General features: G+C 33.9%; 22 protein-coding genes and 2 pseudogenes. 17 read left to right on the top strand and 7 right to left on the bottom strand.

The window, feature by feature from the left end; genetic code table 11:
• The first annotated feature begins 212 nt into the window (after positions 1–212).
• The 11 genes and pseudogenes from abc-f to BCR26_RS03920 all read left to right on the top strand — a co-directional run bounded on the left by abc-f (position 213) and on the right by BCR26_RS03920 (position 10,066).
• On the top strand, positions 213–1,763 hold the full coding sequence (abc-f, locus tag BCR26_RS03965) for a ribosomal protection-like ABC-F family protein (protein WP_069697679.1): 1,551 nt from the start codon (positions 213–215) through the stop codon (positions 1,761–1,763).
• Between the two features lie 44 nt (positions 1,764–1,807).
• Complete coding sequence (locus BCR26_RS03960) at positions 1,808–2,269, top strand: MerR family transcriptional regulator (protein ID WP_069697678.1); 462 nt, start codon at positions 1,808–1,810, stop codon at positions 2,267–2,269.
• Positions 2,256–2,924 carry an MBL fold metallo-hydrolase gene (locus BCR26_RS03955; protein WP_069697677.1) on the top strand — a complete coding sequence of 223 codons (669 nt, stop codon included), beginning with the start codon at positions 2,256–2,258 and terminating at the stop codon, positions 2,922–2,924. Before BCR26_RS03960 ends, BCR26_RS03955 begins: the two co-directional genes overlap by 14 nt.
• Positions 2,925–3,552: 628 nt before the next feature.
• A pseudogene (locus BCR26_RS19200) lies at positions 3,553–3,723 on the top strand (TetR/AcrR family transcriptional regulator); the annotation flags it as partial.
• A complete protein-coding gene (locus tag BCR26_RS03950) occupies positions 3,724–4,113 on the top strand; it encodes a hypothetical protein (protein WP_069697676.1) in 390 nt (129 codons plus the stop codon). It abuts the pseudogene before it with no gap.
• 12 nt (positions 4,114–4,125) lie between these two features.
• The gene (locus BCR26_RS03945; protein ID WP_069697675.1) at positions 4,126–4,371 is read left to right on the top strand and encodes a zinc ribbon domain-containing protein; all 246 of its coding nucleotides are present in this window, start codon (positions 4,126–4,128) and stop codon (positions 4,369–4,371) included.
• Complete coding sequence (locus BCR26_RS03940) at positions 4,368–4,622, top strand: TfoX/Sxy family DNA transformation protein (protein ID WP_069697674.1); 255 nt, start codon at positions 4,368–4,370, stop codon at positions 4,620–4,622. The genes BCR26_RS03945 and BCR26_RS03940 overlap by 4 nt, the downstream gene beginning before the upstream one ends.
• Before the next feature lie 298 nt (positions 4,623–4,920).
• The gene (locus BCR26_RS03935; protein WP_069697673.1) at positions 4,921–6,366 is read left to right on the top strand and encodes a PTS mannitol transporter subunit IIBC; all 1,446 of its coding nucleotides are present in this window, start codon (positions 4,921–4,923) and stop codon (positions 6,364–6,366) included.
• Positions 6,367–6,391: 25 nt separating this feature from the next.
• Positions 6,392–8,515: a BglG family transcription antiterminator gene (locus tag BCR26_RS03930; protein WP_069697672.1), complete on the top strand. Its 2,124-nt coding sequence runs from the start codon at positions 6,392–6,394 to the stop codon at positions 8,513–8,515.
• Positions 8,478–8,912, top strand: coding sequence for a PTS mannitol transporter subunit IIA (locus tag BCR26_RS03925; RefSeq protein ID WP_069697671.1), 435 nt, complete (start codon positions 8,478–8,480; stop codon positions 8,910–8,912). The genes BCR26_RS03930 and BCR26_RS03925 overlap by 38 nt, the downstream gene beginning before the upstream one ends.
• Positions 8,909–10,066: a mannitol-1-phosphate 5-dehydrogenase gene (locus BCR26_RS03920; protein ID WP_069697670.1), complete on the top strand. Its 1,158-nt coding sequence runs from the start codon at positions 8,909–8,911 to the stop codon at positions 10,064–10,066. Before BCR26_RS03925 ends, BCR26_RS03920 begins: the two co-directional genes overlap by 4 nt.
• Positions 10,067–10,119: 53 nt before the next feature.
• Here the strand turns inward: BCR26_RS03920 and BCR26_RS03915 are convergent, their stop codons facing one another.
• A complete protein-coding gene (locus tag BCR26_RS03915) occupies positions 10,120–11,307 on the bottom strand; it encodes a toxic anion resistance protein (protein WP_069697669.1) in 1,188 nt (395 codons plus the stop codon).
• Positions 11,308–11,482: 175 nt separating this feature from the next.
• The gene (locus tag BCR26_RS03910; RefSeq protein WP_069697668.1) at positions 11,483–12,136 is read right to left on the bottom strand and encodes a 5-bromo-4-chloroindolyl phosphate hydrolysis family protein; all 654 of its coding nucleotides are present in this window, start codon (positions 12,134–12,136) and stop codon (positions 11,483–11,485) included.
• Positions 12,137–12,693: 557 nt separating this feature from the next.
• Here BCR26_RS03910 and BCR26_RS03905 point away from each other — a divergent pair.
• The 4 genes from BCR26_RS03905 to BCR26_RS03890 are packed head-to-tail and all read left to right on the top strand — an operon-like array spanning position 12,694 to position 14,848.
• Positions 12,694–13,260: an NUDIX hydrolase gene (locus BCR26_RS03905; RefSeq protein ID WP_069697699.1), complete on the top strand. Its 567-nt coding sequence runs from the start codon at positions 12,694–12,696 to the stop codon at positions 13,258–13,260.
• 15 nt (positions 13,261–13,275) lie between these two features.
• The gene (gene macP / locus BCR26_RS03900) at positions 13,276–13,572 is read left to right on the top strand and encodes a cell wall synthase accessory phosphoprotein MacP (RefSeq protein ID WP_069697667.1); all 297 of its coding nucleotides are present in this window, start codon (positions 13,276–13,278) and stop codon (positions 13,570–13,572) included.
• Between the two features lie 17 nt (positions 13,573–13,589).
• On the top strand, positions 13,590–14,282 hold the full coding sequence (locus tag BCR26_RS03895) for a 5'-methylthioadenosine/adenosylhomocysteine nucleosidase (protein WP_069697666.1): 693 nt from the start codon (positions 13,590–13,592) through the stop codon (positions 14,280–14,282).
• A gap of 17 nt (positions 14,283–14,299) precedes the next feature.
• The gene (locus tag BCR26_RS03890; protein ID WP_069697665.1) at positions 14,300–14,848 is read left to right on the top strand and encodes a cysteine hydrolase family protein; all 549 of its coding nucleotides are present in this window, start codon (positions 14,300–14,302) and stop codon (positions 14,846–14,848) included.
• A gap of 340 nt (positions 14,849–15,188) precedes the next feature.
• Here BCR26_RS03890 and BCR26_RS18915 read toward each other — a convergent pair.
• The 3 genes and pseudogenes from BCR26_RS18915 to BCR26_RS03880 form a co-directional block, all read right to left on the bottom strand.
• Positions 15,189–15,797, bottom strand: a pseudogene (locus tag BCR26_RS18915) (transposase).
• A gap of 248 nt (positions 15,798–16,045) precedes the next feature.
• The gene (locus tag BCR26_RS03885; RefSeq protein ID WP_069697664.1) at positions 16,046–16,591 is read right to left on the bottom strand and encodes a ClbS/DfsB family four-helix bundle protein; all 546 of its coding nucleotides are present in this window, start codon (positions 16,589–16,591) and stop codon (positions 16,046–16,048) included.
• A gap of 67 nt (positions 16,592–16,658) precedes the next feature.
• Positions 16,659–17,570 carry a helix-turn-helix transcriptional regulator gene (locus BCR26_RS03880; protein ID WP_069697663.1) on the bottom strand — a complete coding sequence of 304 codons (912 nt, stop codon included), beginning with the start codon at positions 17,568–17,570 and terminating at the stop codon, positions 16,659–16,661.
• A gap of 237 nt (positions 17,571–17,807) precedes the next feature.
• On the opposite strand from BCR26_RS03880, the gene BCR26_RS03875 reads away from it, so the two are divergent.
• On the top strand, positions 17,808–18,935 hold the full coding sequence (locus BCR26_RS03875; RefSeq protein ID WP_069697662.1) for a low temperature requirement protein A: 1,128 nt from the start codon (positions 17,808–17,810) through the stop codon (positions 18,933–18,935).
• A 97-nt stretch (positions 18,936–19,032) separates the two neighbouring features.
• Here BCR26_RS03875 and BCR26_RS03870 read toward each other — a convergent pair whose 3' ends face one another.
• Together BCR26_RS03870 and BCR26_RS03865 are read right to left on the bottom strand one after the other, a co-directional pair.
• On the bottom strand, positions 19,033–19,311 hold the full coding sequence (locus tag BCR26_RS03870) for a GIY-YIG nuclease family protein (protein WP_069697661.1): 279 nt from the start codon (positions 19,309–19,311) through the stop codon (positions 19,033–19,035).
• On the bottom strand, positions 19,301–20,035 hold the full coding sequence (locus BCR26_RS03865) for a tRNA1(Val) (adenine(37)-N6)-methyltransferase (RefSeq protein WP_069697660.1): 735 nt from the start codon (positions 20,033–20,035) through the stop codon (positions 19,301–19,303). The genes BCR26_RS03870 and BCR26_RS03865 overlap by 11 nt, the downstream gene beginning before the upstream one ends.
• 167 nt (positions 20,036–20,202) lie before the next feature.
• On the opposite strand from BCR26_RS03865, the gene BCR26_RS03860 reads away from it, so the two are divergent.
• On the top strand, positions 20,203–20,823 hold the full coding sequence (locus BCR26_RS03860) for a lysophospholipid acyltransferase family protein (protein WP_069697659.1): 621 nt from the start codon (positions 20,203–20,205) through the stop codon (positions 20,821–20,823).
• Positions 20,824–20,974: the final 151 nt, after the last annotated feature.

Genomic DNA, 20,974 nt, shown 5'->3' with positions numbered 1-20,974 from the left:
TAAATTCAAAAAATATCCCAAATAGTAGAAGCGAACAACTGAATTTTTCTGTTTACTATTTGAAATCCGGTGAAAAAATTTAAGAAAAAATTGTGTGATTAGAGTACATTTTGGACTATTATCACTATTTTCTTGACAGTTTTTTTTAAAAGGATATTTAAACCATTATAGCGCGAGAGACCATCTTCTTCAGAATTGAAGGAGGTTTTTTTATGTCAATAGAGTTAAACAATATTGTAATGAGTTTCGGAGCTAGAGAACTTTTTTCAACGGAACATTTATTCATTACAGCAGGCAGTCGAATTGGGATTGTCGGGGATAATGGATCTGGTAAATCTACGTTACTAGCATTGATTGAAGGAAAAGTGACGCCAGATAAAGGAACAATTACACGCCATGAAGAAGTGTCGATGATTCGACAACTCATTGATGATACAACAACAAATAGTGGGGGAGAACAGACCAAACAAAGAATTAGAGATGCTCTAAGCAGTAATAAAGGGATTCTTTTAGCTGATGAACCAACAAATCACCTAGACGAAAAAGGCATCGCTTTTTTAGAAAGAAAATTGGCTGATTACCAAGGAACACTTTTAGTCGTCTCACATAACCGTTCTTTTTTAAACGAAACTGTCGATAATATTTTAGAAATTCAACAAGGGAAATTAACTTTGTTTGAAGGGAATTATGAAGCCTATCTTACTCAAAAAGAACAATTGGAACGAGAACAAGCCAGAGCTTACGAAAAATATCAAAAAGAACGGCAGCAGATCAAAAAGGCGATGAGAGCTGTTAGTAATCAGAGTGATCAGACCAGAAAAGCCCCACGGAGAATGGGAAATTCAGAAGCTAGGCTTCATAAAATGGGCGATCAAAGAGCAAAGAAAAATCTAGATAACAAAGTGAAAGCTTTGAATACACGATTAGGTCAGTTGGAAAAAATTGAAAAACCTAAAACTAAAAAGGAACTAGTGATTCCATTAACAACAGCACAAAAAATTCATAGAAAAGTAATGATCGAAGCAAATCACTTTAACCTATCTTTAGGAAAGAAACGCCTCTTTTCTGATGCTGAATTTAAGTTATTCACTGGATCAAAAACAGCTTTAACAGGAATAAATGGTTCTGGAAAAACGTCATTGTTTAAAGAAATAATATCAAAAAATGCTTCAATTACTTATGCTCATGGAGTAAAAATTGGCTACTTTAGTCAGACCTTTGAAAATTTAATCAACGATCAAACAGTCTTTGAAAATGTGAGTCGTCAATCGGTTCATGAAGAGCAAAGAGTCAGAGATTTATTGGCTCACATGCAATTTCGAGGAGAATCTATTTTCAATGAAATTGCTACATTAAGTGGTGGAGAACGAAGTAAGGTCGCAATTAGTCAATTACTCTTAGGGGATTATAATCTGCTATTACTAGATGAACCAACAAATCACTTAGATATTTCTTCAATAAATGTATTAGAAGAAGCACTATGTGCTTATCAGGGAACAATTCTTTTCATTTCTCACGATCAACAATTTATCGGAAATGTTGCAACAAAGAAATGGAAAATCGAAAATAAAAAAGTGAAAGGAACTCAAAAGCAGTTGACGAATTCAGAAAATCAAAAAGCTCAAGAAAAGTTAGTATTAGAAAATCGTAAGACGACCTTAATGTCGGACTTGTCTTTTGCTGATGAACACAAAAAACGAGTCTTAGAAGAAGAGCTTCAAAAAGTACTATTGCAATTAAAACAAGTTACGGAAAGCGGTTGACCTTTGAGTTTACTCCAATGATAGAATATCTGTGAGGTGATAAAATGAAAAGGAAATGGCATATCAAAGAAGCGTCTCAGCAATCTAAAATCAGCGAAGATACGATTCGTTTTTATGAAAAGGAAGGTTTAATTAAACCTGAAAGAGGAGAAAATAGGTATCGTCAGTATACAGAAAAAAACATGAAAGAGCTCCAATATATTGCGGTTATGAAATATGCCCATTTTTCGGTGAAAGAAATTGGAGCATTTATGAACTTGATGAATAGCCCCTTATCTGAAAATTGTAACGCTAAAGGACAAGAATTATTAGGGAAAAAAATAATGGATTTGAAGCAGGCAATTCATCATTATCAGCAGATTATTGAGCTACTAGAAGAGTTACCGATGCCAGATTCTTATTCTGAATATCTGGAAAAAAGGGATGAACTAGGTGAATATATGGATCAGTTTATCGGAAATATATTTAATAGCATTTATGAGGTCGCTGCCGATGAAAGTAATTAGAGAAAAGTTTCATAACCAATTAGTTACGATGCCTAGACTTTTTCCTATAAATTGTTATTTGATTAAAGAGCAAAAATTTATGACCCTAATTGATTGCAGCAAAAAAGGAGAGAGTCGTAAAATCATTGATGTGATTCAATCAGAAGGATGTCCCTTAAAGCATATTATTTTAACTCATGCCCATAGTGACCATATTGGTGATGTTGATAAGATAAAAAAAGTATTTCCAAAAGCAGAAATTATTTTATCAGAAAAAGAGAACCAAGATTTAAACCACAAGGAAAGGAAGTTGAGTCCCTTACCGGTTCAAGTAGACCGATTAGTTAAAGAGGGGGATTATGTGGGCTCTTTGCTTGTTAAAGAAACACCAGGACATACAAGAGGTTCCATCTCTCTTATAGATTTAAGGACTCATTTTGCCTTTGTAGGAGATTTAATACAAACGAAAGGAGGAAACGCAATTGCTGGTGATAGACGATTTATTTTTCCTTTTCCGGCTATGGCAACCCAAGACAAAACGGCTGCAATCCAATCTTTTGAAAAAATTAGCAAAGACCAATATGCTCGCTATTACTGTGGACACGGTTCTTACTTAGAGAACAATTCAGAAAAAATTCAACGAATGATTGCTCGAGGTAATGCAAAAATAAATTAGAATAGAACTCACTAAGAGGTCGTGACAGAAGTGGTTAGCTCCGAGAAATAAACCGAATAATCCGAAAATAGCTTTTCATATTTTTGAGATTATTCGGCTTATTTCTGAGAGAGTTGCTTCTGGAACACCGTTTATTCGTTTTTTGTGGTTTGGGCTATACTAATGTCACAGCTCCTTAGTGATTTTATATCTTTTTTTCTGTATTTTAAAAGATATATCCATATAGAGAAAGAGGATAAAAAAAGAAAAGGAATCTTTTTCATATCAATTTCTTTAATTTACTAATTGGTATAGAAAAGTTTACAAATATATATTAATAATGTATTATTAATTATAACATTATTATTGTGTGTCGGATGATAAATAATGTGTCGATAGCTTTTGCTGTATCTTCCCCAAAAAAAATACCAGCAAAAGCTATTCGTTAAAAGAACTATTTCAATAGATACTTTGTTTGGAATTAATAGATATTAATGTAAATCATATTTATTATGACAAAAGAAAAGCGAATGAAGAGTGAAAAATTATCATAAATTTGTTGCTAAACTAATTATTTCTAAATTTTAGGATTCACATTCTTTTTTTAAATATTAAAATGACTGTATAGTCATTTTTAGGGGGATTTACTATCAATAAAAGAGATGAAAAGAAGAAACGAACAAAGAATAAGATTTTAATCGCCGCTACTGAATTATATTCAGAAAAAGGCTTTGTTCAAACATCTGTAGATGAGATTAGTCAACGGGCTGGCGTAGCCAAAGGAACTATTTTTTTACATTATCAAAATCAAGACGTATTAATGGAAGCAGTGATTGCACAATTAAAACAAGAGTTTTCAGAAAAGATTGACAAGGTAAATCTAGAAGATATTGATACAGTGGAAGCCTTTTTATTTATTCATTTGGAAATTTTATCTCAACATGAAGCGCTGTATCGAAATTTTATTAGTCAAAGACGATTATTAGGTGAGCAAGTAAATGTTTGTTATTTAGGGATTCAATCTATTTTTTCACATCACTTTGGTTTACTTTTGAAGGAAGATATAAAGGTTCCATTAAGTATGCTATTTAATACATGGTTGGGATTAATTCATTATTACTTAAACAACGATGATTTATTTGGCAAGGAGGACATAATTTCTAAAAATAGAAATCAATGGATTGAAAATTATTTAAAGATGATTAAGTAAGGAGTGGAAAAAATGAAGACATGTGTTGCTTGTGGAATGCTTATGAGGAATAAAGAAGATTTTGCTTTGCAGGATATGACAAAAGATTATTGTGTCCATTGTGCTAGAGAAGATGGAACGATGCATAGTTTTCAAGAAAAAGTAGTTAGTATGACCGAATTTATCATTAGAACACAAGGACTAGAAAAAGCTGTTGCAAAAAAAGTGGCTGTTGCACAGTTAATGGAATTACCTTTATGGAAAGATCAGTCTCTATGAAAATTGAAGACGTTGACGGAATTGGTAAAGTAAGTAGTGGGAAATTGAAAAAAGTTGGAATTCATACTGCAGAAAAATTAGATGAAGTAGGAAGCAAAGCCGCCTTTTTACTTGTTTTTGAAAATGTAGATAAATCGGCATGTCTTTCTTTTCTATATTCATTAGAAGCGGGATGTCGAAGAATGCGAACCGTACAATTACCTTTAGAAACGAAAAAAGATTTACAAAAATTTTATAAGTCTTTAAAATAGTCAGGAAAAGAAAATATAGTATTTATCCATAATAAAGCGAACGTTTGAGAGATATTCATCGTTAGCTTTTTTATTTGTTATTTTTTTTGAAGTTAATTATTTGAGTAATTGCAAATTTTGTCCAAGAGGGTTGGACAAAACAATGTTTTCCTGTTGTTGTTTCTAGTATAGTCAGCGGTTACAATATGGATGACAGCAAGAGGCGTTGTCAGATTAATCTGCGCAGATTAAATCATCAATAAAACAAGAAAAGATAGTGGCTAAAGCGAATATGTTTTGTCACTAAGGAGGATATAGAATGGAGCAGACACAGGGAAATGTAAAGGTAAAAGTTCAGCAGTTTGGAAGTTTTCTTAGTGGAATGATTATGCCAAATATTGGTGCATTTATTGCTTGGGGAATTTTAACCGCGTTATTTATTCCGACTGGCTGGTTTCCAAATGAGCAATTAAATCAAATGACTGGACCGACAATCAATTACTTATTGCCTATTTTGATTGGTTTTACTGGGGGACGTCTTGTTTATGATATTCGTGGTGGGGTAGTAGGAGCCATGGTTACCATGGGAGTCATCACTGGATCAAACATTCCTATGTTCTTGGGAGCTATGATTGTTGGTCCTTTGGGTGCCTACTGCATGAAAAAATTTGATCAATTAATAGATGGAAAAGTAAAACCAGGGTTTGAAATGCTAGTAAACAATTTTTCTTCAGGGATACTCGCTTCTATCTTGGCTATTTTATCATTTTGGGTAATTGGCCCAGCTGTTGAAGGATTAAATGTTGCTTTGGCTTCAGGCGTAAGTTTCTTAATCGAACACTCGTTGTTACCTTTAGCGAGTATTTTTATTGAACCTGCTAAAGTCTTATTTTTAAATAATGCAATCAATCATGGGGTAATTAGCCCGATTGCAATTGAGCAAGCAGCAGAAACGGGTCGTTCGGTCCTATTTTTACTAGAAGCAAATCCTGGACCTGGATTAGGAATTTTACTAGCTTATACTTTGTTTGGGAAAGGGACTGCGAAACAAACCGCTCCAGGTGCAATTATTATTCATTTTTTAGGTGGAATTCATGAAATTTATTTCCCTTATATTTTGATGAAACCAGCCTTAATATTGGCAGCAATAGGTGGTGGAATGAGTGGTGTCTTTACGTTATCTCTTTTGAATGCAGGGTTAGTTGCACCAGCTTCACCAGGCAGTATTTTTGCCATTTTAGCCATGACACCTAGAGATGGTTATTTTGGAGTGATTGCAGGTATTTTAGTGGCAACCGCAGTATCGTTTGCTATAGGTAGTCTAATTTTGAAAACAGCTAAAGAAAGTGAAACGGATCTAGCAGCTGCATCAGAAAAAGTTAGTGCGTTAAAAGGTCGTCAAAGCGTGACACCAATGGGTACTTCAAACCAGGAACAAACAATGAACTTTAGAGAAACCAATGATAGTTTGGTGGAAACAAAAAAAATTATTTTTGCTTGTGATGCTGGAATGGGATCTAGTGCTATGGGAGCTTCTGTTTTGAGAAACAAAGTGAAAAAAGCTGGATTAGCTATTGAAGTCGTCAATTCAGCAATTGCACAGTTACCAGAAGATGCTGATATTGTCGTGACACATAAAGATTTAACCTCTAGAGCGAAAGAACGTCTACCAAAAGCGTATCATGTCTCTGTAGATAATTTTTTAAGTAGTGATAAGTATGACGAATTGGTTGCTGCATTAGTTCACGTTAAAAAATCAGAATAAGATAAAGAATTAGGGGGAAGCAAGCATGTATCTTTCAGCAAGAGCTAGATTAATTTTGGAACAACTATTAATTAGTCAGTTGCCAGTTTCTATAAAAAAAGTATCTGAAGAGTTGAATGTTAGTGAACGGACGATTCGTCGTGATATGAAAGAAGTGGAAGATACGTTGCTTGCTTACGATTTAAAGATAAAAAAAGAGCAAGGAAAGATAATATTAATTGGCACAGAAAAAGAAAAACAAAATTTTCGTTGGTATTTCATGGATTTATCCTATAACGAATATAGTCCAGAAGAACGACAACAGAAAATTCTTAAAGCATTGTTGAAAGAAGATGGAGGGCTCAAACTAGTTGGTTTGGCCAATGATTTAAATGTTACAGTCTCAACAATTAGCAATGATTTAACGAAATTAGAGGAATGGTTACCAGATTCAGTACAAGTTGAACGGCGAAGAGGTCTTGGTGTCTTTCTAAAAGGATCTGAGACCCAGAAGCGCAACTTAATGAGTGAAGTTTTTACTCAACAATTCCCTAATTATCAGTTACTTAAATTTTTTCAAGAAAAATCAAGAAGTGAGTTAACTAGCGAATGGATGGAAGACCGCTTGTTGAATTTGGTAGATGAATCATTGTTATGGAAAGTTGAGGGGAAAATTAGAGAATGGCGTGAAGAAAACCCTAATGTGGTTAGTGATGAAGCTTATTTAAATTTGGTTGTTCACATTGCGATAGTTGTGGAAAGGATACTTGAAGGTCATTTTGTCCAAGCGTATCGTTCAGATGAATCTTTGGAAGATTATCCAGAATTTCAATTGGCGAAACAATTATTGGCAGAGATTTTAGAGATGGAGGAAGAGGCTGTTCCAGATGGTGAAGCGACATATGTAACTCTTTATTTAAGAGGAGCAAAACCGAGGACAGCCGATGAACAGTTTATCGAAAATGAAGATATGCAAGTGGTTATCCTCGCCAATAAAATAATTAACCAAGTTGAAAAGGAATTAGGACAAAACTTACCTAAAGATCAATTATTAAAAGGATTAGTTTCGCATTTGAAACCAACTTTAAGAAGGTTAAAACAAGGGATGCGAATCTATAATCCTCTGTTAGAGTCTATCAAAAATGATTATTCAGAATTATTTACGATGATTCGTAGAATTTTTGATCAAATATATAAAGGAGCTATCGCTCCAGATGAAGAAATTGGCTATTTAGTTCTTCATTTTGGGTCTGTCATTTTACAACTAGAGAGTGAAAATGAATTTTCTGGATTAGTTGTTTGTGCTAGTGGAATAGGTACTTCACGTATGTTGGTTACGAGATTGCATCAAAGAGTGCCTCAATTAAAACATTTGAACACTGTTTCTCTTTTTGAGTTACCTCGAACAATTGCTGAAAAAAAAGTTGATATAATTATTTCCACCATCGATCTGGGAAACGTTGATTTTGAGTATTTTTTAGTTTCACCGATTTTAACAGAGCAGGAATTAGCTCAAATTGAGATGTTTTTACGAAATAAAGGAACCACGTATCAAAAAAGAATCCCTAAAGAGGAACAAAAAAGTCAGTTAACGTTATTAGAAGCTAGTAATTATTTAGAAGAACAACAAATCTATTCAGGCGTTGTTTTGTCTATTTTGAAAAATTTTAAATATGGAAAATTGGCAGAACAAGTAGGAACGATCGAAGATGTGATTCGAGCGATTTGCACCCAGCTTTTAGAGAAAGATCCAGAAATTGAAGTTGAGATACTGGTGAATGCGTTATATGGAGAAGGAAAATGGAGCGGTTTTGGGATTCCAGATACAAAAATTGGCATGTTTCATGCACGGGATGAATCAATTAAGCAACCATTTTTTCAACTGTTTTCTTTAGAGCAACCGATTTTAATCAAAAGTATGGATGACTCTAAATTATTGGTTGATAAGCTAGTCTTACTTTTAGCACCAGAGAAATTTTCTCAACAGGGCTTGGAAGTTTTAAGTTTTATTAGTGCAAATTTTGTCGATAATGAAGAACTTTGTCATTTGCTAGAGTACAGTTCTGTAGATGAAGTTTCTAGTTATTTTGTTGAACAGTTACTCCATTATTTAGACGATAGGAGGAAAAAAGATGATTGCGTTAAAGAAAGAAGATATTGTGTTGAATAAACAGTTTAACGATAAAATTGAAGCTATCGAAGGTGCAGGGGCGTTATTAAAGGAGCAAGGCTATATTTCCGAAGAATATATTGAAAAAATGATTGAAAGAGATGCTTTAACTAGTACTTTTATTGGCAATATGGTGGCGATTCCCCATGGAACAGATGATGCCAAAAAATTTATTTCGGAATCAGGAATTGTATTAATCCAAGTCCCAAATGGTGTTAGTTTTGATGGAAATGAAGTGAAATTAATTATTGGGATTGCTGGAATCGAAAATGAACATTTAGAATTACTTTCTGAAATTGCGATGGTTTGTTCAGAAATCGAAAATGTTGAAAAAATTATTGCTGCAACCTCTGAAGAAGAAATCATGGTTCTTTTTCAAGGAGGGCTTGTCGCATGAAGAAAAAAGCAGTTCATTTTGGTGCCGGAAATATTGGTAGAGGATTTATTGGCTGGTTACTAGTTGATGCAGGTTATGAAGTGGTTTTTGCAGATGTGAATCAAACAATCGTAAATGAAATAAATCTTAAAAAAGAGTATCAAGTGACTTTGGCGAATGAAGCCCAAGAAACATTCATTGTAAATAATATTGCTGCAGTTAATAGTAGTCAAGAAGAGGAGAAGTTGGTTCATCTAATCAGTGAAGCTGAGATAGTGACGACTGCTGTAGGTCCAACAATCTTACCTATATTAGCCCCAAGTCTTGCAAAAGGAATTAAGAACAGGATGGCTCAAAAGATAAAGCAACCATTGACGATTATTGCCTGTGAAAATATGATTGGTGGGTCAACTATTTTAAAAGAGCAAGTCTATCTTTTATTAGACAAAAAAGAACAAGGCTTTGCAGAGGAGTACCTAGCTTTCCCAGATTCAGCAGTTGATCGGATCGTTCCGAATCAAGAAAATCAAGATTTGTTAGCAGTTACGGTCGAGCCATTTTATGAATGGGTAGTAGAAACACCTGAAAATCCAGCAAACAGACCACAAATTGATGGATTAACGTATGTTTCTGATTTAACGCCATATATAGAAAGAAAATTATTTACTGTAAATACAGGACACGCAGTAACCGCTTATTTTGGTTATATGAAAAATATTGAATCTATTGAAGATGCGATCCATAATGAAAAAGTTCTTTTTATTGTGCGCAGTGCTCTTGAAGAAACCGGGGCTTTATTAGAAAAAAAATTCCGATTTTCTCATCGAGAACATCAAGAATATATTGATAAAATTATCGAACGGTTTAAAAATCCTTATGTTTCAGATTATGTTGTTAGAGTAGGGCGTTCACCGATTCGTAAAATTGGTGAGAATGACCGCTTTGTTCAACCAGCAAGGCAGTTTGTAGAGGCATTTAATGAAACACCGAAAGCATTGGCGGTAGCAGTAGCAGCTGCTTTAAAATTTGAAAATCCATCAGATGAAGAAGCGTGTAAAATTCAGTCGGCAATTGCTGAAAAAGGTTTAGATGCAGTAATAGAAGAATATACAGGCTTGAAACCTTACACTAAATTATTTGAAAAAGTTAGAGATTCATATTATGAGCTAGTATAATTAAAAAAAGGTTTTGGAATGTCATTAAAAACATTCCAGAACCTTTTAGTCGTTTATTGTGTTAATTCTAATAATTTATTTTTTAGATCTTCTTCCATATTACCTAGTTCAATTTCAGCAGAACGTCGTTTTTCTTTTCCTTCTTGCTGAATACGAAGCGTTTCTTGAATGGTTTCTACCAAATCGTTTTGTGTTTTTTGCAAGGTTTCAATATCAACAATGCCACGTTCATTTTCTTTAGCTGTTTCGATAGCAGAGATTTTCAACATTTCTGAATTTTTCTTTAATAAATCGTTAGTCGTTTCAGAAACTTGTCGCTGCGCAGTTACGGCATCTTTTTGACGTAGCAAGGTTAACGCAATCACTACTTGGTTTTTCCATAATGGAATGGCTGTGCTAATTGAAGATTGAATTTTTTCAGCTAATGCTTGGTTAGTATTTTGAATTAAACGAATTTGTGGTGCTTGCTGGATTGCAATTTGTCGTGCTAAACGTAAATCATGCGTTCGTTTGTCTAAACGATCTAAAAATTGGGTGTAGTCGTTGGCAATTTGCACATCCATTTGATCGCCAGATTCTTTCGCTTTGGCCATTGCTTCTGGAATGATGGTCATTTGCAATTCTTCCATTTTTAATTCACCAGCTGCAATATAGATATTTAAGGCATCGAAATAGTCTTTGTTTTTATTATAAAGCTGCTCTAACATGAGATTATCTTTTAGCAAGCCATCTTTTTCTTTATTCAGCTTAATGGCGATTTTATCAATCTGAGCCCCAATTTTTTGATATTTCGCTGTAATTTCATAAACAGACTGCTTCACTTTACCCATGAAACGTTGGAAAAAGTTGCCGTCGCCAGCTCTTAACTCATCTGGGTTAGCTTCATTTAAACGATACATTAAATCAGTCAAAGAATCACCGACAGGGCCAATGTCTTGCGCTTGAACATGGTTTAACATTGATTGAGAAAACTCACTTAATTTTGTTTGAGCAACAGAGCCATATGTTATGACTGCTTGTGCATCTTGTACGTCAATTTTAGAAGCTAACTCACGTGCTTGAATCTGACGTTCTTCTGGCAATTTATCTACTAAACGTTCCGCAACCTGTTGGCTTTGTAAAGCAGAAATTTCATTTTGTTGTGTCGTTGTTAAAGAATCAATCGGTGTAGAAAAAGGATTGTTTAACAAATCATCCAATGTGCTGTCAACCGAACTTACTTCTTTTGGCTTTTCTTCCATAAATATTACCTCCTAGAGTAAATGTAAGTTTACGCATAATAAACTAAATAATCATTAAGTAGTTTAAGTAAAAGTCACTAGTATGACTGTAAAGTTTAGCTATAGGTAAACTTAGAATGTGCCTAGGAAACTTTGTCGTTATTGTTTACAGACACATTCTATTAACTAATTTTTTCTAATTATTACTCTCATTATCCCTTTTTATACTATTTTTAGCAACGGAAATCTCAACATCTAGGTCATCTAAATCATCTGATACAAATTCTTGATAGTCTTTTTTGATTAATTTAGATACCTGATCGATTATTTGAGCACTTTCCTCTAGTTTTTCATAGGTTTCTTTCGATTTAATTTCGTGATCGCTAATTTCTAAAAATTTGTTGGTTAAATCTACAATGTTAGGTAAATGAGTATAAAGAAAGTGGTTTGCCAAATGAAGTTTCTTAGGTTCTTTTACTATTTCTTTAAACAAAGCTTTAGAAACACGCAGTGTATCATTTCGTAAATCAATTGCTCTTAGTTTCGTGGATTTATTCATATTTGCTTGTAATTGAACAATTTGCTTTTTGGTCGTGTTCATTGTATCTCGGAAAAAATTAATCTCTTGAGGACTCATACCAATACTTTCATAATGTTCTTCTGTAGATTTTTTTATACTAGGAACGTCTTCTAATTCATTTTTACATTTTCTTCTCTTTTTAAAAGAAAAAAGGAAGGCGATGATTAGAAGAGCAAGTAATGGTAATCTAAAAGGATCAAAAACCATTCTGAAAATGACTATTCCTAAGACTACTAGCACAACTATTTTAAATACACTTAATTTTTTCAATTAAATTCCCTCCGTTCATGTCATCAACTCTTTACAGTAACTATTTTAGCATATTCTCCAAGAAAGAATATCCGTCCAAAGGTTGATTTTGATTATTTATTGAAAATATAAGGATTACTTTATATAAAAATCAAAATTTCCTACTTTAGTCTTAGAGTTCTTTTGTCGCTCAGAAAACAAGCATTATTTTTTGGGGAATCAAATAAAGATAGAATGGACGACATAGATAAAGGAGCAAGGCTGAGATGGAGAAAATTAGTCATAAAAAGACCCGTCCTTTGGGGAAGGACGGGAAAGGAGTTAAAAATGAAAAAGTGTTTTGTTAGGGTTGTTTTGTTGGTATGAATAAATAATACAATGGAAATATGAATTTTTTGTGCCTATTTTTTTTCATCTTTGTAAATATTTATAGACAAATCCTTAAGATTTTAAATGAGAATGCTTTTCTCCTATTAAAAGAAAATAAATTTTTTGAAATAGTTCTATTTTAGCATAGAAGAAGGATGATAAAAATTAAAAGTTGCGGTATGATAACCATAGAAAGATTGGTGAAGCATATGATGGAGTTCAAAGATTTCGAAGAAAAAACACTTTCTCGAAAAGAACTATTTAAAGGAAATATTATTGAAGTTGTTTTGGATGAAGTTCAGTTGCCCGATGGAAGTGTTGGACAACGAGAATTGGTTTTTCATCCAGGCGCCGTAGCGGTTATTCCGATTACCAATGATAATAAGATGATTATGGTGAAACAATTCCGCAAACCGATGGAAAAGGTTATTCTAGAAATACCAGCTGGTAAGATTGATCCTGGTGAACAAGATAATCCAAGAGCAACGGCAAAACGTGAATTAGAAGAAGAAGCGGGGTATAAAGCAAATAAATTGATTCATGTTCATTCAATGTATCTTTCACCTGGCTTTGCAAACGAAATTGTCCATCTTTATTATGCGGAAAATTTGGAAAAAATAGATAATCCTTTGCCGCAAGATGAAGATGAGGTACTAGAATTGTACACATTAACTTTAGAAGAAGCGAAACAAGAAATAGCTAATGGTCTCATATGTGATGCTAAAACAATTTTTGCTATTCAATACTGGGAATTGAAACAATTAAAAGAAAAATAATAGGGAGGATTATTGATGGGCAAAGGTCCACTAATTACTCGATCTGAATTAAGGAAACGAAAAGAAGAGGAAGAACGTCTGGCTGAAAAAGAATTTAAAGTTGAAAAAAAAGCAGCTGACAAAGAATACCAACGAAAAGAAAAAGAAATTGCTAAATTTTATCGGAAAGAACAGCAAAAACAAAAACCGATTACAAAATCTCGATCTGGTGAACAAACGAAGATTCGAGAAAGAAGTAGTACCTTGAACAAAGCAATTATTATTATAGCTATTTTATTAGCGGTTGTTGCTTACATTGTATTGAATTTATAAGAGAAGAGGAAACTTGAATGAAAATAGGAATCATCGGGGCAATGGATCAAGAAGTAAAAATATTAAAAGAAACAATGACTGATACTCGTTCTTGGGAACGCGCTGGAGCATTATTTGTTTCTGGTTCTTTAGGAAGACATGAGATAATTGTTGTCCGTTCAGGAATTGGTAAAGTTTTAGCGGCAGTTACAACAACTGTATTAATTCAACAATACGGAGTAAACATGGTGATTAATACCGGCTCTGCAGGAGGGATTGGAAAAGGATTATCAGTTGGAGACATTGTTATTTCTGATAAATTAGCGTATTTTGATGTAGATGTTACTGGATTTGGTTATCAGCCAGGACAATTGCCTAAGATGCCACTTTATTATGAATGTAGCGAGTATTTACGCAGTGAAATGAAGAAAGCAGCCGAAAAAACTGGATTGTCTATTCGTCAGGGACTGATTGTTACAGGGGATTCATTTATTGATAATCCGCAAAAAATTCAAGAAATACTAGGGCATTTTCCAGAAGCTTTAGCTTGTGAAATGGAAGGGGCGGCAGTTGCTCAAGCAGCGATGCAATTTAACATTCCTTTCTTAGTTGTTCGTGCCATCAGTGATACTGCAGATCATGAGGCAACGAAAACATTTGACGAATTTATTGATGAAGCAGGGAGAGCGTCTGCACAAATGGTTATCCACTTTATTGAACACCTTATTTAAAAAAGGAGGGGAAATGAATGAGAGCGTTACTTTCAATTGACTATACGAACGATTTTGTAGCTACAAGAGGAGCCTTAACAACTGCTATAGATGGTCAAAATATTGAAAAAAATTTAGTGGCGGTTACGAAAGAATTCACAGAAAATGGTGACTTTGTAGTTTATGCAATAGATTGTCATAAAACAGACGATTTGTATCACCCAGAGCAAGAACTTTTTCCACCTCACAATATTGAAGGCAAAGCTGGTAGAGAGTTGTATGGCTCGTTATTAGATTTATATGAATCTACAAAAGAACGTCAGAATGTTTATTGGATAGATAAGCGTCATTATTCAGCCTTTAGTGGAACGGATCTTGATATCCGTCTAAGAGAGAGAGGCGTGTCAGAAGTATATTTAACGGGAGTTTGCACTGATATTTGTGTCTTGCATACAGCAGTTGATGCCTACAATTTAGGCTATAAAATCTTTGTTCGTAAAGATGCTGTAGCCAGTTTTGATCCTGTTGGGCATAGTTGGGCTTTGAATCATTTCAAGAGTGTTTTAGGGGCAGAAATTGTTGATTAAAAAGTTTTTTAACTTATTATGTAACATATAGTTTCATAATAAGTTACTAACTAATGAAATAGGTTTTATATCAAATCCTATTGGTAAAACAAAAAACTGAATAAAATCGAAGAGCTTGAAACAAAAAACAGAGAATCTCTGGTTTTTGTTTTAAGTTTTTTTGAAAGATGGAAAAAAGCGCGAATGATCTGGGCAGCTGGCCGGAAGCGACTTGGCGAAACCCATGCCAATTCCATTCCTACATCGAGTCAAAGCAGCTGTAAGAACATGGATACACAGCCGCTAATTCCCGATTTGCCCTTATAGCTGCGGAGATATTCGTCTATTTCTCCTGTTAATGCTATGAAAAAATAAGACCTTGAACAATGTAAATAGGTGAACGAAAATGATAGATATTACGGTAGCCATAAACAACCCGTTTGATTACCTTAATCTTGTGATTCACCCCTTCTGTAATCCCGTTAGAAAAAGAAAAACAGAAAGCGTTAGCCATTCCTTGTTTATGCTTTTTGAAGAATCTCAGTTTCTTTTTGAACCAGAAAGGCAATCGGAAATCTAGCGTATCAAGCTCTTTAAGGAAACACTTGTCATTTTGATGAGTAAATGCATATTTGAGAAATTGAACGGTATCGTAAGCAATACGCAAGGTTGAATTGTGGCTGAGTAATTCATCGACAATATCTGTTTGAGTTAATGGACGTTTGAATAGGGAATGCTAGCAATGATGTTGACTATCCAATTCAACTGAATCATTTAAAAGTAACTTCCAATACCGTTTGAGTTGACGGTACTGCTTCTGCTGTTGTGGAGAGGAATGCTGAAAAGAATTCATGGTCTTTATCCGCAGTTGATTTAAGGCTCGATTCATCTGTTGGACAATGTGAAAACAGTCAGTGACGAGTTGGACATTTGGAAATACCAACTTGAGTAATTGGTTATAAGGAGAGATGTTTAGCTGTTAGTCTAAGTAAAATTCTGTTATTCTTGTCCATAGAGGAACAACCTTTCTGATGAATTGTGTTTTTTGTCGATTTCATTTTATCAGCTTGTTGTCCTTTTTTTGTGTTTGAACACTCAAAAAATTGCTGGTGAATTTTCCTTTAGGAATTTCAACCAGCACAAAATAGTATAGAACCATGAAATAGAGATTATAATGTCAAAAAAAGGATTTGCCAAGGCAAGTCCTTTTTTGATGGATTATTTATTCAGTGTTTTGATTTGTTGTCTAACTTTTTTTTGTGCCCATTCATAGTGACTAGAGGTGGCAGAAACACAATAACTTCCTAGAGTGGAAGTTCCAGTCCAAGGGAGCTCATTTTTTGAAAATAGCTCTTCATTAGTGAAGGATTCAATCATTTCTGATACTTCTTGATGGCTGTTTTTAAGCAATTCTTTTGCTTTTAATAAAGAGGTTTCTTGATGTTTCGCTACAAAATCAATATTTAATTGACCGTAAGTTCTCCAATTGTAAGGTTCAGGTATAAAGGGAATTGCTGTTCCTTTTTGATTTGACTTTACCCAGTTAAGAAGCAATTGGTGCCATTCATGTAAATGGATTAAAACATCACGTAAGTTTTTATCCCGTTTCCAATGCCCCTCTTTTCTTTTTTGTAAAAATTCTTCACTAAATTCAAAATCTGTATTTTGCTCTCGCTCACTCATACTATCGATAAGTTCCCACAATTTTTTGAACTCATTATTTGTTGCTGTGATTAAATCTACCTTGGTTGTTGGTCGTACCATAATTTAGCACTCCTTTCTTGCTTATAGGTAGATACTATCATACATAAGGTGACACCTGTCTGTCACTTTATGATTCTAAATACATTTTCTTCATTTCGTCCATTTGTGCCAGTAAATTTTCTTTTACTTTTTGGGGTGATAGGACTCTTACACCTGTACCTAGTGACAAAAGGAATGAATACAACCAATAGTCATCTGGGAGTTGAGTCGATACAAGAAGTGAACCATCGTCATTCATTTTTATATCACTTGCATTAAATTCATCATAAACCCTGAATGTACTATCCTTTGAAAAAAGGAGGTTTAAACATAATGTATCTTTAAAGGCATCACTGGTATTTTCAATTTTTGGTATTTCAATGTTTTGTCTAGAAAAAGTTTCATTTTCTGAATCAATCTCGTTCATCCGATTGATTTTATATACTCTACATTCTTGATTCAATAAACAATAGGCTTGTAGATACCACGCTTTAGATTTGAATAATAACTTTAACGGGTAGACTTTTTTTTGGCTAGTATGTCCATTAGAGTTCGCATAGGTAAATGAAATTGCAACATTTTCGATAATAGTCTGTTTTAAGAGTTCAAATTTTTTATTGTCAATATCTTCATTTCCCCAACGAGAAAAGTTTACTTCAATCCAGTTAGTGTCAGTTTTTTTAAATAATGCTTGTAGTTTAGACAAAATATCCTGGGAATCTAGATTTTCAGTAGCTGCTAAGCTTTGTAACGCAAAAATAATTTGGTTCTGTTCATCTGTTGATAGCACTGCTTTATTTAATACGTAGTTTTCAAGAAGTGAAATGCCTCCACCTTTTCCTTTGCTAGTAAAAATTGGAATGCCAGCGATGGATAAGGCTTCTATATCACGTAAAATAGTTCTTTTTGATACTTCAAAATGCTTTGCTAATTCATCTGCTGTGACTTTTTTTCTTTCTAGCAAGAGATAGACAATTTCAAACATTCGGTTTAGTTTCAAAAGCTCCCTCCTTTTCTAAAAGCTATTTATCTATTGATGGTCATTATATCACGAGAAAAGAACGGCTTGTTGTGCACGGATGAATTGATTCAAAAAATTTTTTTGCCCCCTGTGAAAAAAGGAATTAAATATCGCTATTTTTGTATGAGATGAATATAGCAGATATAATAAAGAAAACATATTTGTTTCATATTAAGTCTGGAATCAAAAGAAGAGGAAAGATAAGGTGGAAAAGTAATGTCAAAAAAGCAGGAAGTAACAGTATACGAGCTATTTTATGATTTGATTTTTGCCTACGCCCTTAGTCGAATAGCAGTGGTTTTGGTGGTTCAAAGTGATAAAATGTTTGCCTTGAAGAATATTGTTGAATTTTTAATGATAGCTTTAGTTTTTTGGACAATTTGGACGTATCAAACAGTTTTTGCGAATCGTTTTTTTGAAAATGATTCTTCCAGTCCGCTATTTCTATTGTTTGATATGTTTTGGGTTGCTGTTTTAGCTCAAACAATTCATGAAAATTTTGAATTGACGTATATCACTTTTGCAGGAGTCACTTCTATTTTATTTCTTAGCATTGCAATCCAATATTATTTAAAGATGCATACGGTAGAGGACGATGAGACGAGGATTCTGTGCAACCAAATATCTGCTATCTTAGGGCTAGGAAGTGTGATTGGGTTTGTTACAATTTTTCCGTGGGGACGTTTCCAGCTACGTTTCACGCTCTATGCATTGTCGATTATAATCGTTGCCAGTTTTCCTTTGATTATGAGGAAGTCTCTTCAGAAATTTCCAACTAAGTTTGGACATTTAAAAGAGCGCTTTAGTTTACTTACACTTTTGCTGTTTGGTGAAGCGGTTATAACTGTAGCAAGAACAATTGAGTATAATCAGATAGCCATTGAAAGTATTTTCTTTTTTCTCCTAGTATTACTTCTTTTTTTATTCTATCATACAGCCTATAAATCAGGTGTTGCGGAAGAAAGAGAGACGGCTGGTTTAGTTTGGATTTATTCCCATTACTTTGTTTTCACAGGCTTAGGAATGAGTAGTGTGATATACGCAAACTACATTCAAGGAGCGGTTCAGTCATCTTATATCGTTTTGACAATAGGTGCAGCGTTATTGTTCTTTTTTGGAGGAATACTTGCCAATGTCATTGTCTATTCAAAACATGTTCATGACTATCAACCGTTTATTTTGAAAAATAGCCCATTTTTTGTCCTTTGGTTAGTGATTAGCTTCTTTACGTGGAAAATCGTTTTGTTGTTTTTAGGACTCAATCTTTTCTTTATTTTATTCTTGCTTTACAAAATGCAAAGAGAACTCATACAAAAAATGGATCGAATAGATAAAAGAGAATGAGAAAGAAGCCCCAGACTTTCGACCACCGTTTATTCAGATTTAGAGGATGAAACAAAACTGATTTTTAGTTTTGTTCCATCCTCCTTCTTATTTTTTACTAGTTATTAGCTTCGTTAGCTTTGGCCTTATTTAAATAGTTCTCTTTCATTTGTCTAGGCAATTTTTTGAAAGCATATTCTGCTTTAGTTGCTTCGCTACGAGTAGCAAATTTTTCAATATGAATCATTTTTACCGGTAAGCGAGAAAGGATTCGTGTGTATTTTGCTCCAGTTCCGTTGTTATGCTCTTTCAATCGTCGTTTTGGATCGGTCGTGTAGCCACCATAAAAAGTGTTATCTTTACAATGGAGAACATAGAAATAATGATCAGTTGCCATAAAGCATAGCCTTCATTTCTGCTGAATAATTGTTATCTTCATCGTATGTAAATAGAGGGGGAAGCACTTTAAATCCATCTTTTTTTCCATGTTTAATTCCTTCAATTAACAAAGTATTTGCTTCTCTTCCTTCTTTTGGATAGACGAATCTTATTCTTTTTGGGGCAATTTTTGCTTGCTCCATGGCATGAAGGATATCTAAAAAGCGATCCGGTCGATGGACCATTGCTAAGCGTCCGTTTGTTTTCAAAAGTTTTGCCGAGACTGTGATAACTTCTTCTAAAGAGGTATGGATTTCATGTCGGGCAATTGCTAGATAAGGATTAGGATTTTTAATGCTTGTAGGCAATTCTTTAAAATAGGGCGGGTTACATAGGACTAAATCAACAGAATCGGGTTTGATTACGGTAGCGGCTTCTTTTAAATCGAGCTCTAGCATTTCAACTTGATTTTCTAATTTATTTAAAGTGATACTTCGTTTTCCCATATCTGCTAGACGAGATTGAAGTTCGACTTGAATAATTTTTGCTTTTGTTTTTTGACTAGCAAAAAGTCCTACTGCTCCATTTCCAGCACATAAATCAACGATTTTACCTGATTTTGGTAAGTTAGGAAAATTTGCTAACAAGACAGCATCTAATGAAAATGAGAATACTTCTTTACTTTGGATAATTTGAATGCCATCAGCATATAATTGATCGATGCGTTCACCAGATAATAACATAAAACTCTCCTTTGGATAATTAGTTAATGAGTTTCTTTAATTGACAGATGATTACTGCTTCTGTATTATACTACTTTTAAAACTCTTAGAAAAGCGAAGGAAAAAGACTTGTAAAAATGGTTTGATTTCGTCATACTAGTAGCAGACAAAAAGAAAGGAAGAAAGTTATGTTTTTTACATTTATGCGTGGTGTAGTTCGTGTCGTTTTGCTCATCATTAATGGCAATGCCCATTATGAAAAAAAAGACCGACTGCCTCAAAATGAAAATTATATTCTAGTGGCTCCTCATAGAACATGGTGGGAACCTTTATATTTGGCAGTAGCAGGCTCTCCAAAAAAATTTAGTTTCATGGCTAAGAAGGAATTATTTAAAAATCCTATATTACGTTTTATTCTGAAACATGCCAATGCATTTCCCGTGGATCGAGAGAATCCTGCGCCAAGTGCAATTAAGACGCCAATAAAAACGTTAAAAAATACAGACCTAAGTTTGATTATGTTTCCAAGTGGCACTCGTCATTCAGCAGAATTAAAAGGAGGTGTCTCTTTAATCGCTAAAATGGCTAAAGTTAAAATTGTTCCAGCTGTATATCAAGGTCCATTAACCTTCAAAGATTTATTGAAGCGACGCAAAGTTATTGTTCGTTTTGGTGAACCAATAGACATCAGTGATATTAAGAAAATCGATAAAGAAGGAATTGCCGAGGTAGAAAAACGGTTACAGTTAGCTTTTGATACAGTCGATAAAGAAATAGACCCGAATTTTATCTATCAGATTAAAGAATAATATAATAAAGAAGTGCTTTAAAACGTAATGTTTTAAGGCGCTTCTTTTTGAGGTTTTAAGAGTATAAAGAAAAAGCCTGACGCTTGTTATTAAATCTGGTGTATTGGTAAATGAGAAAGCTTGGGAACGAAAGTTATTCTTTCCCATTAAA

Source organism: Enterococcus rivorum, assembly GCF_001742285.1.
Taxonomy (GTDB): domain Bacteria; phylum Bacillota; class Bacilli; order Lactobacillales; family Enterococcaceae; genus Enterococcus_L; species Enterococcus_L rivorum.
The sequence above is the reverse complement of the archived record's forward strand: the minus strand, read 5'-3'. Positions and strand labels throughout refer to the sequence as shown.

Coding starts and splice junctions, on each gene's coding strand:
- abc-f (WP_069697679.1), top strand. CDS start 213: ATGTCAATAGAGTTAAACAATATTGTAATGAGTTTCGGAGCTAGAGAA.
- BCR26_RS03960 (WP_069697678.1), top strand. CDS start 1,808: ATGAAAAGGAAATGGCATATCAAAGAAGCGTCTCAGCAATCTAAAATC.
- BCR26_RS03955 (WP_069697677.1), top strand. CDS start 2,256: ATGAAAGTAATTAGAGAAAAGTTTCATAACCAATTAGTTACGATGCCT.
- BCR26_RS03950 (WP_069697676.1), top strand. CDS start 3,724: ATGGAAGCAGTGATTGCACAATTAAAACAAGAGTTTTCAGAAAAGATT.
- BCR26_RS03945 (WP_069697675.1), top strand. CDS start 4,126: ATGAAGACATGTGTTGCTTGTGGAATGCTTATGAGGAATAAAGAAGAT.
- BCR26_RS03940 (WP_069697674.1), top strand. CDS start 4,368: ATGAAAATTGAAGACGTTGACGGAATTGGTAAAGTAAGTAGTGGGAAA.
- BCR26_RS03935 (WP_069697673.1), top strand. CDS start 4,921: ATGGAGCAGACACAGGGAAATGTAAAGGTAAAAGTTCAGCAGTTTGGA.
- BCR26_RS03930 (WP_069697672.1), top strand. CDS start 6,392: ATGTATCTTTCAGCAAGAGCTAGATTAATTTTGGAACAACTATTAATT.
- BCR26_RS03925 (WP_069697671.1), top strand. CDS start 8,478: ATGATTGCGTTAAAGAAAGAAGATATTGTGTTGAATAAACAGTTTAAC.
- BCR26_RS03920 (WP_069697670.1), top strand. CDS start 8,909: ATGAAGAAAAAAGCAGTTCATTTTGGTGCCGGAAATATTGGTAGAGGA.
- BCR26_RS03915 (WP_069697669.1), bottom strand. CDS start 11,307: ATGGAAGAAAAGCCAAAAGAAGTAAGTTCGGTTGACAGCACATTGGAT.
- BCR26_RS03905 (WP_069697699.1), top strand. CDS start 12,694: ATGATGGAGTTCAAAGATTTCGAAGAAAAAACACTTTCTCGAAAAGAA.
- macP (WP_069697667.1), top strand. CDS start 13,276: ATGGGCAAAGGTCCACTAATTACTCGATCTGAATTAAGGAAACGAAAA.
- BCR26_RS03895 (WP_069697666.1), top strand. CDS start 13,590: ATGAAAATAGGAATCATCGGGGCAATGGATCAAGAAGTAAAAATATTA.
- BCR26_RS03890 (WP_069697665.1), top strand. CDS start 14,300: ATGAGAGCGTTACTTTCAATTGACTATACGAACGATTTTGTAGCTACA.
- BCR26_RS03885 (WP_069697664.1), bottom strand. CDS start 16,591: ATGGTACGACCAACAACCAAGGTAGATTTAATCACAGCAACAAATAAT.
- BCR26_RS03875 (WP_069697662.1), top strand. CDS start 17,808: ATGTCAAAAAAGCAGGAAGTAACAGTATACGAGCTATTTTATGATTTG.
- BCR26_RS03870 (WP_069697661.1), bottom strand. CDS start 19,311: ATGGCAACTGATCATTATTTCTATGTTCTCCATTGTAAAGATAACACT.
- BCR26_RS03865 (WP_069697660.1), bottom strand. CDS start 20,035: ATGTTATTATCTGGTGAACGCATCGATCAATTATATGCTGATGGCATT.
- BCR26_RS03860 (WP_069697659.1), top strand. CDS start 20,203: ATGTTTTTTACATTTATGCGTGGTGTAGTTCGTGTCGTTTTGCTCATC.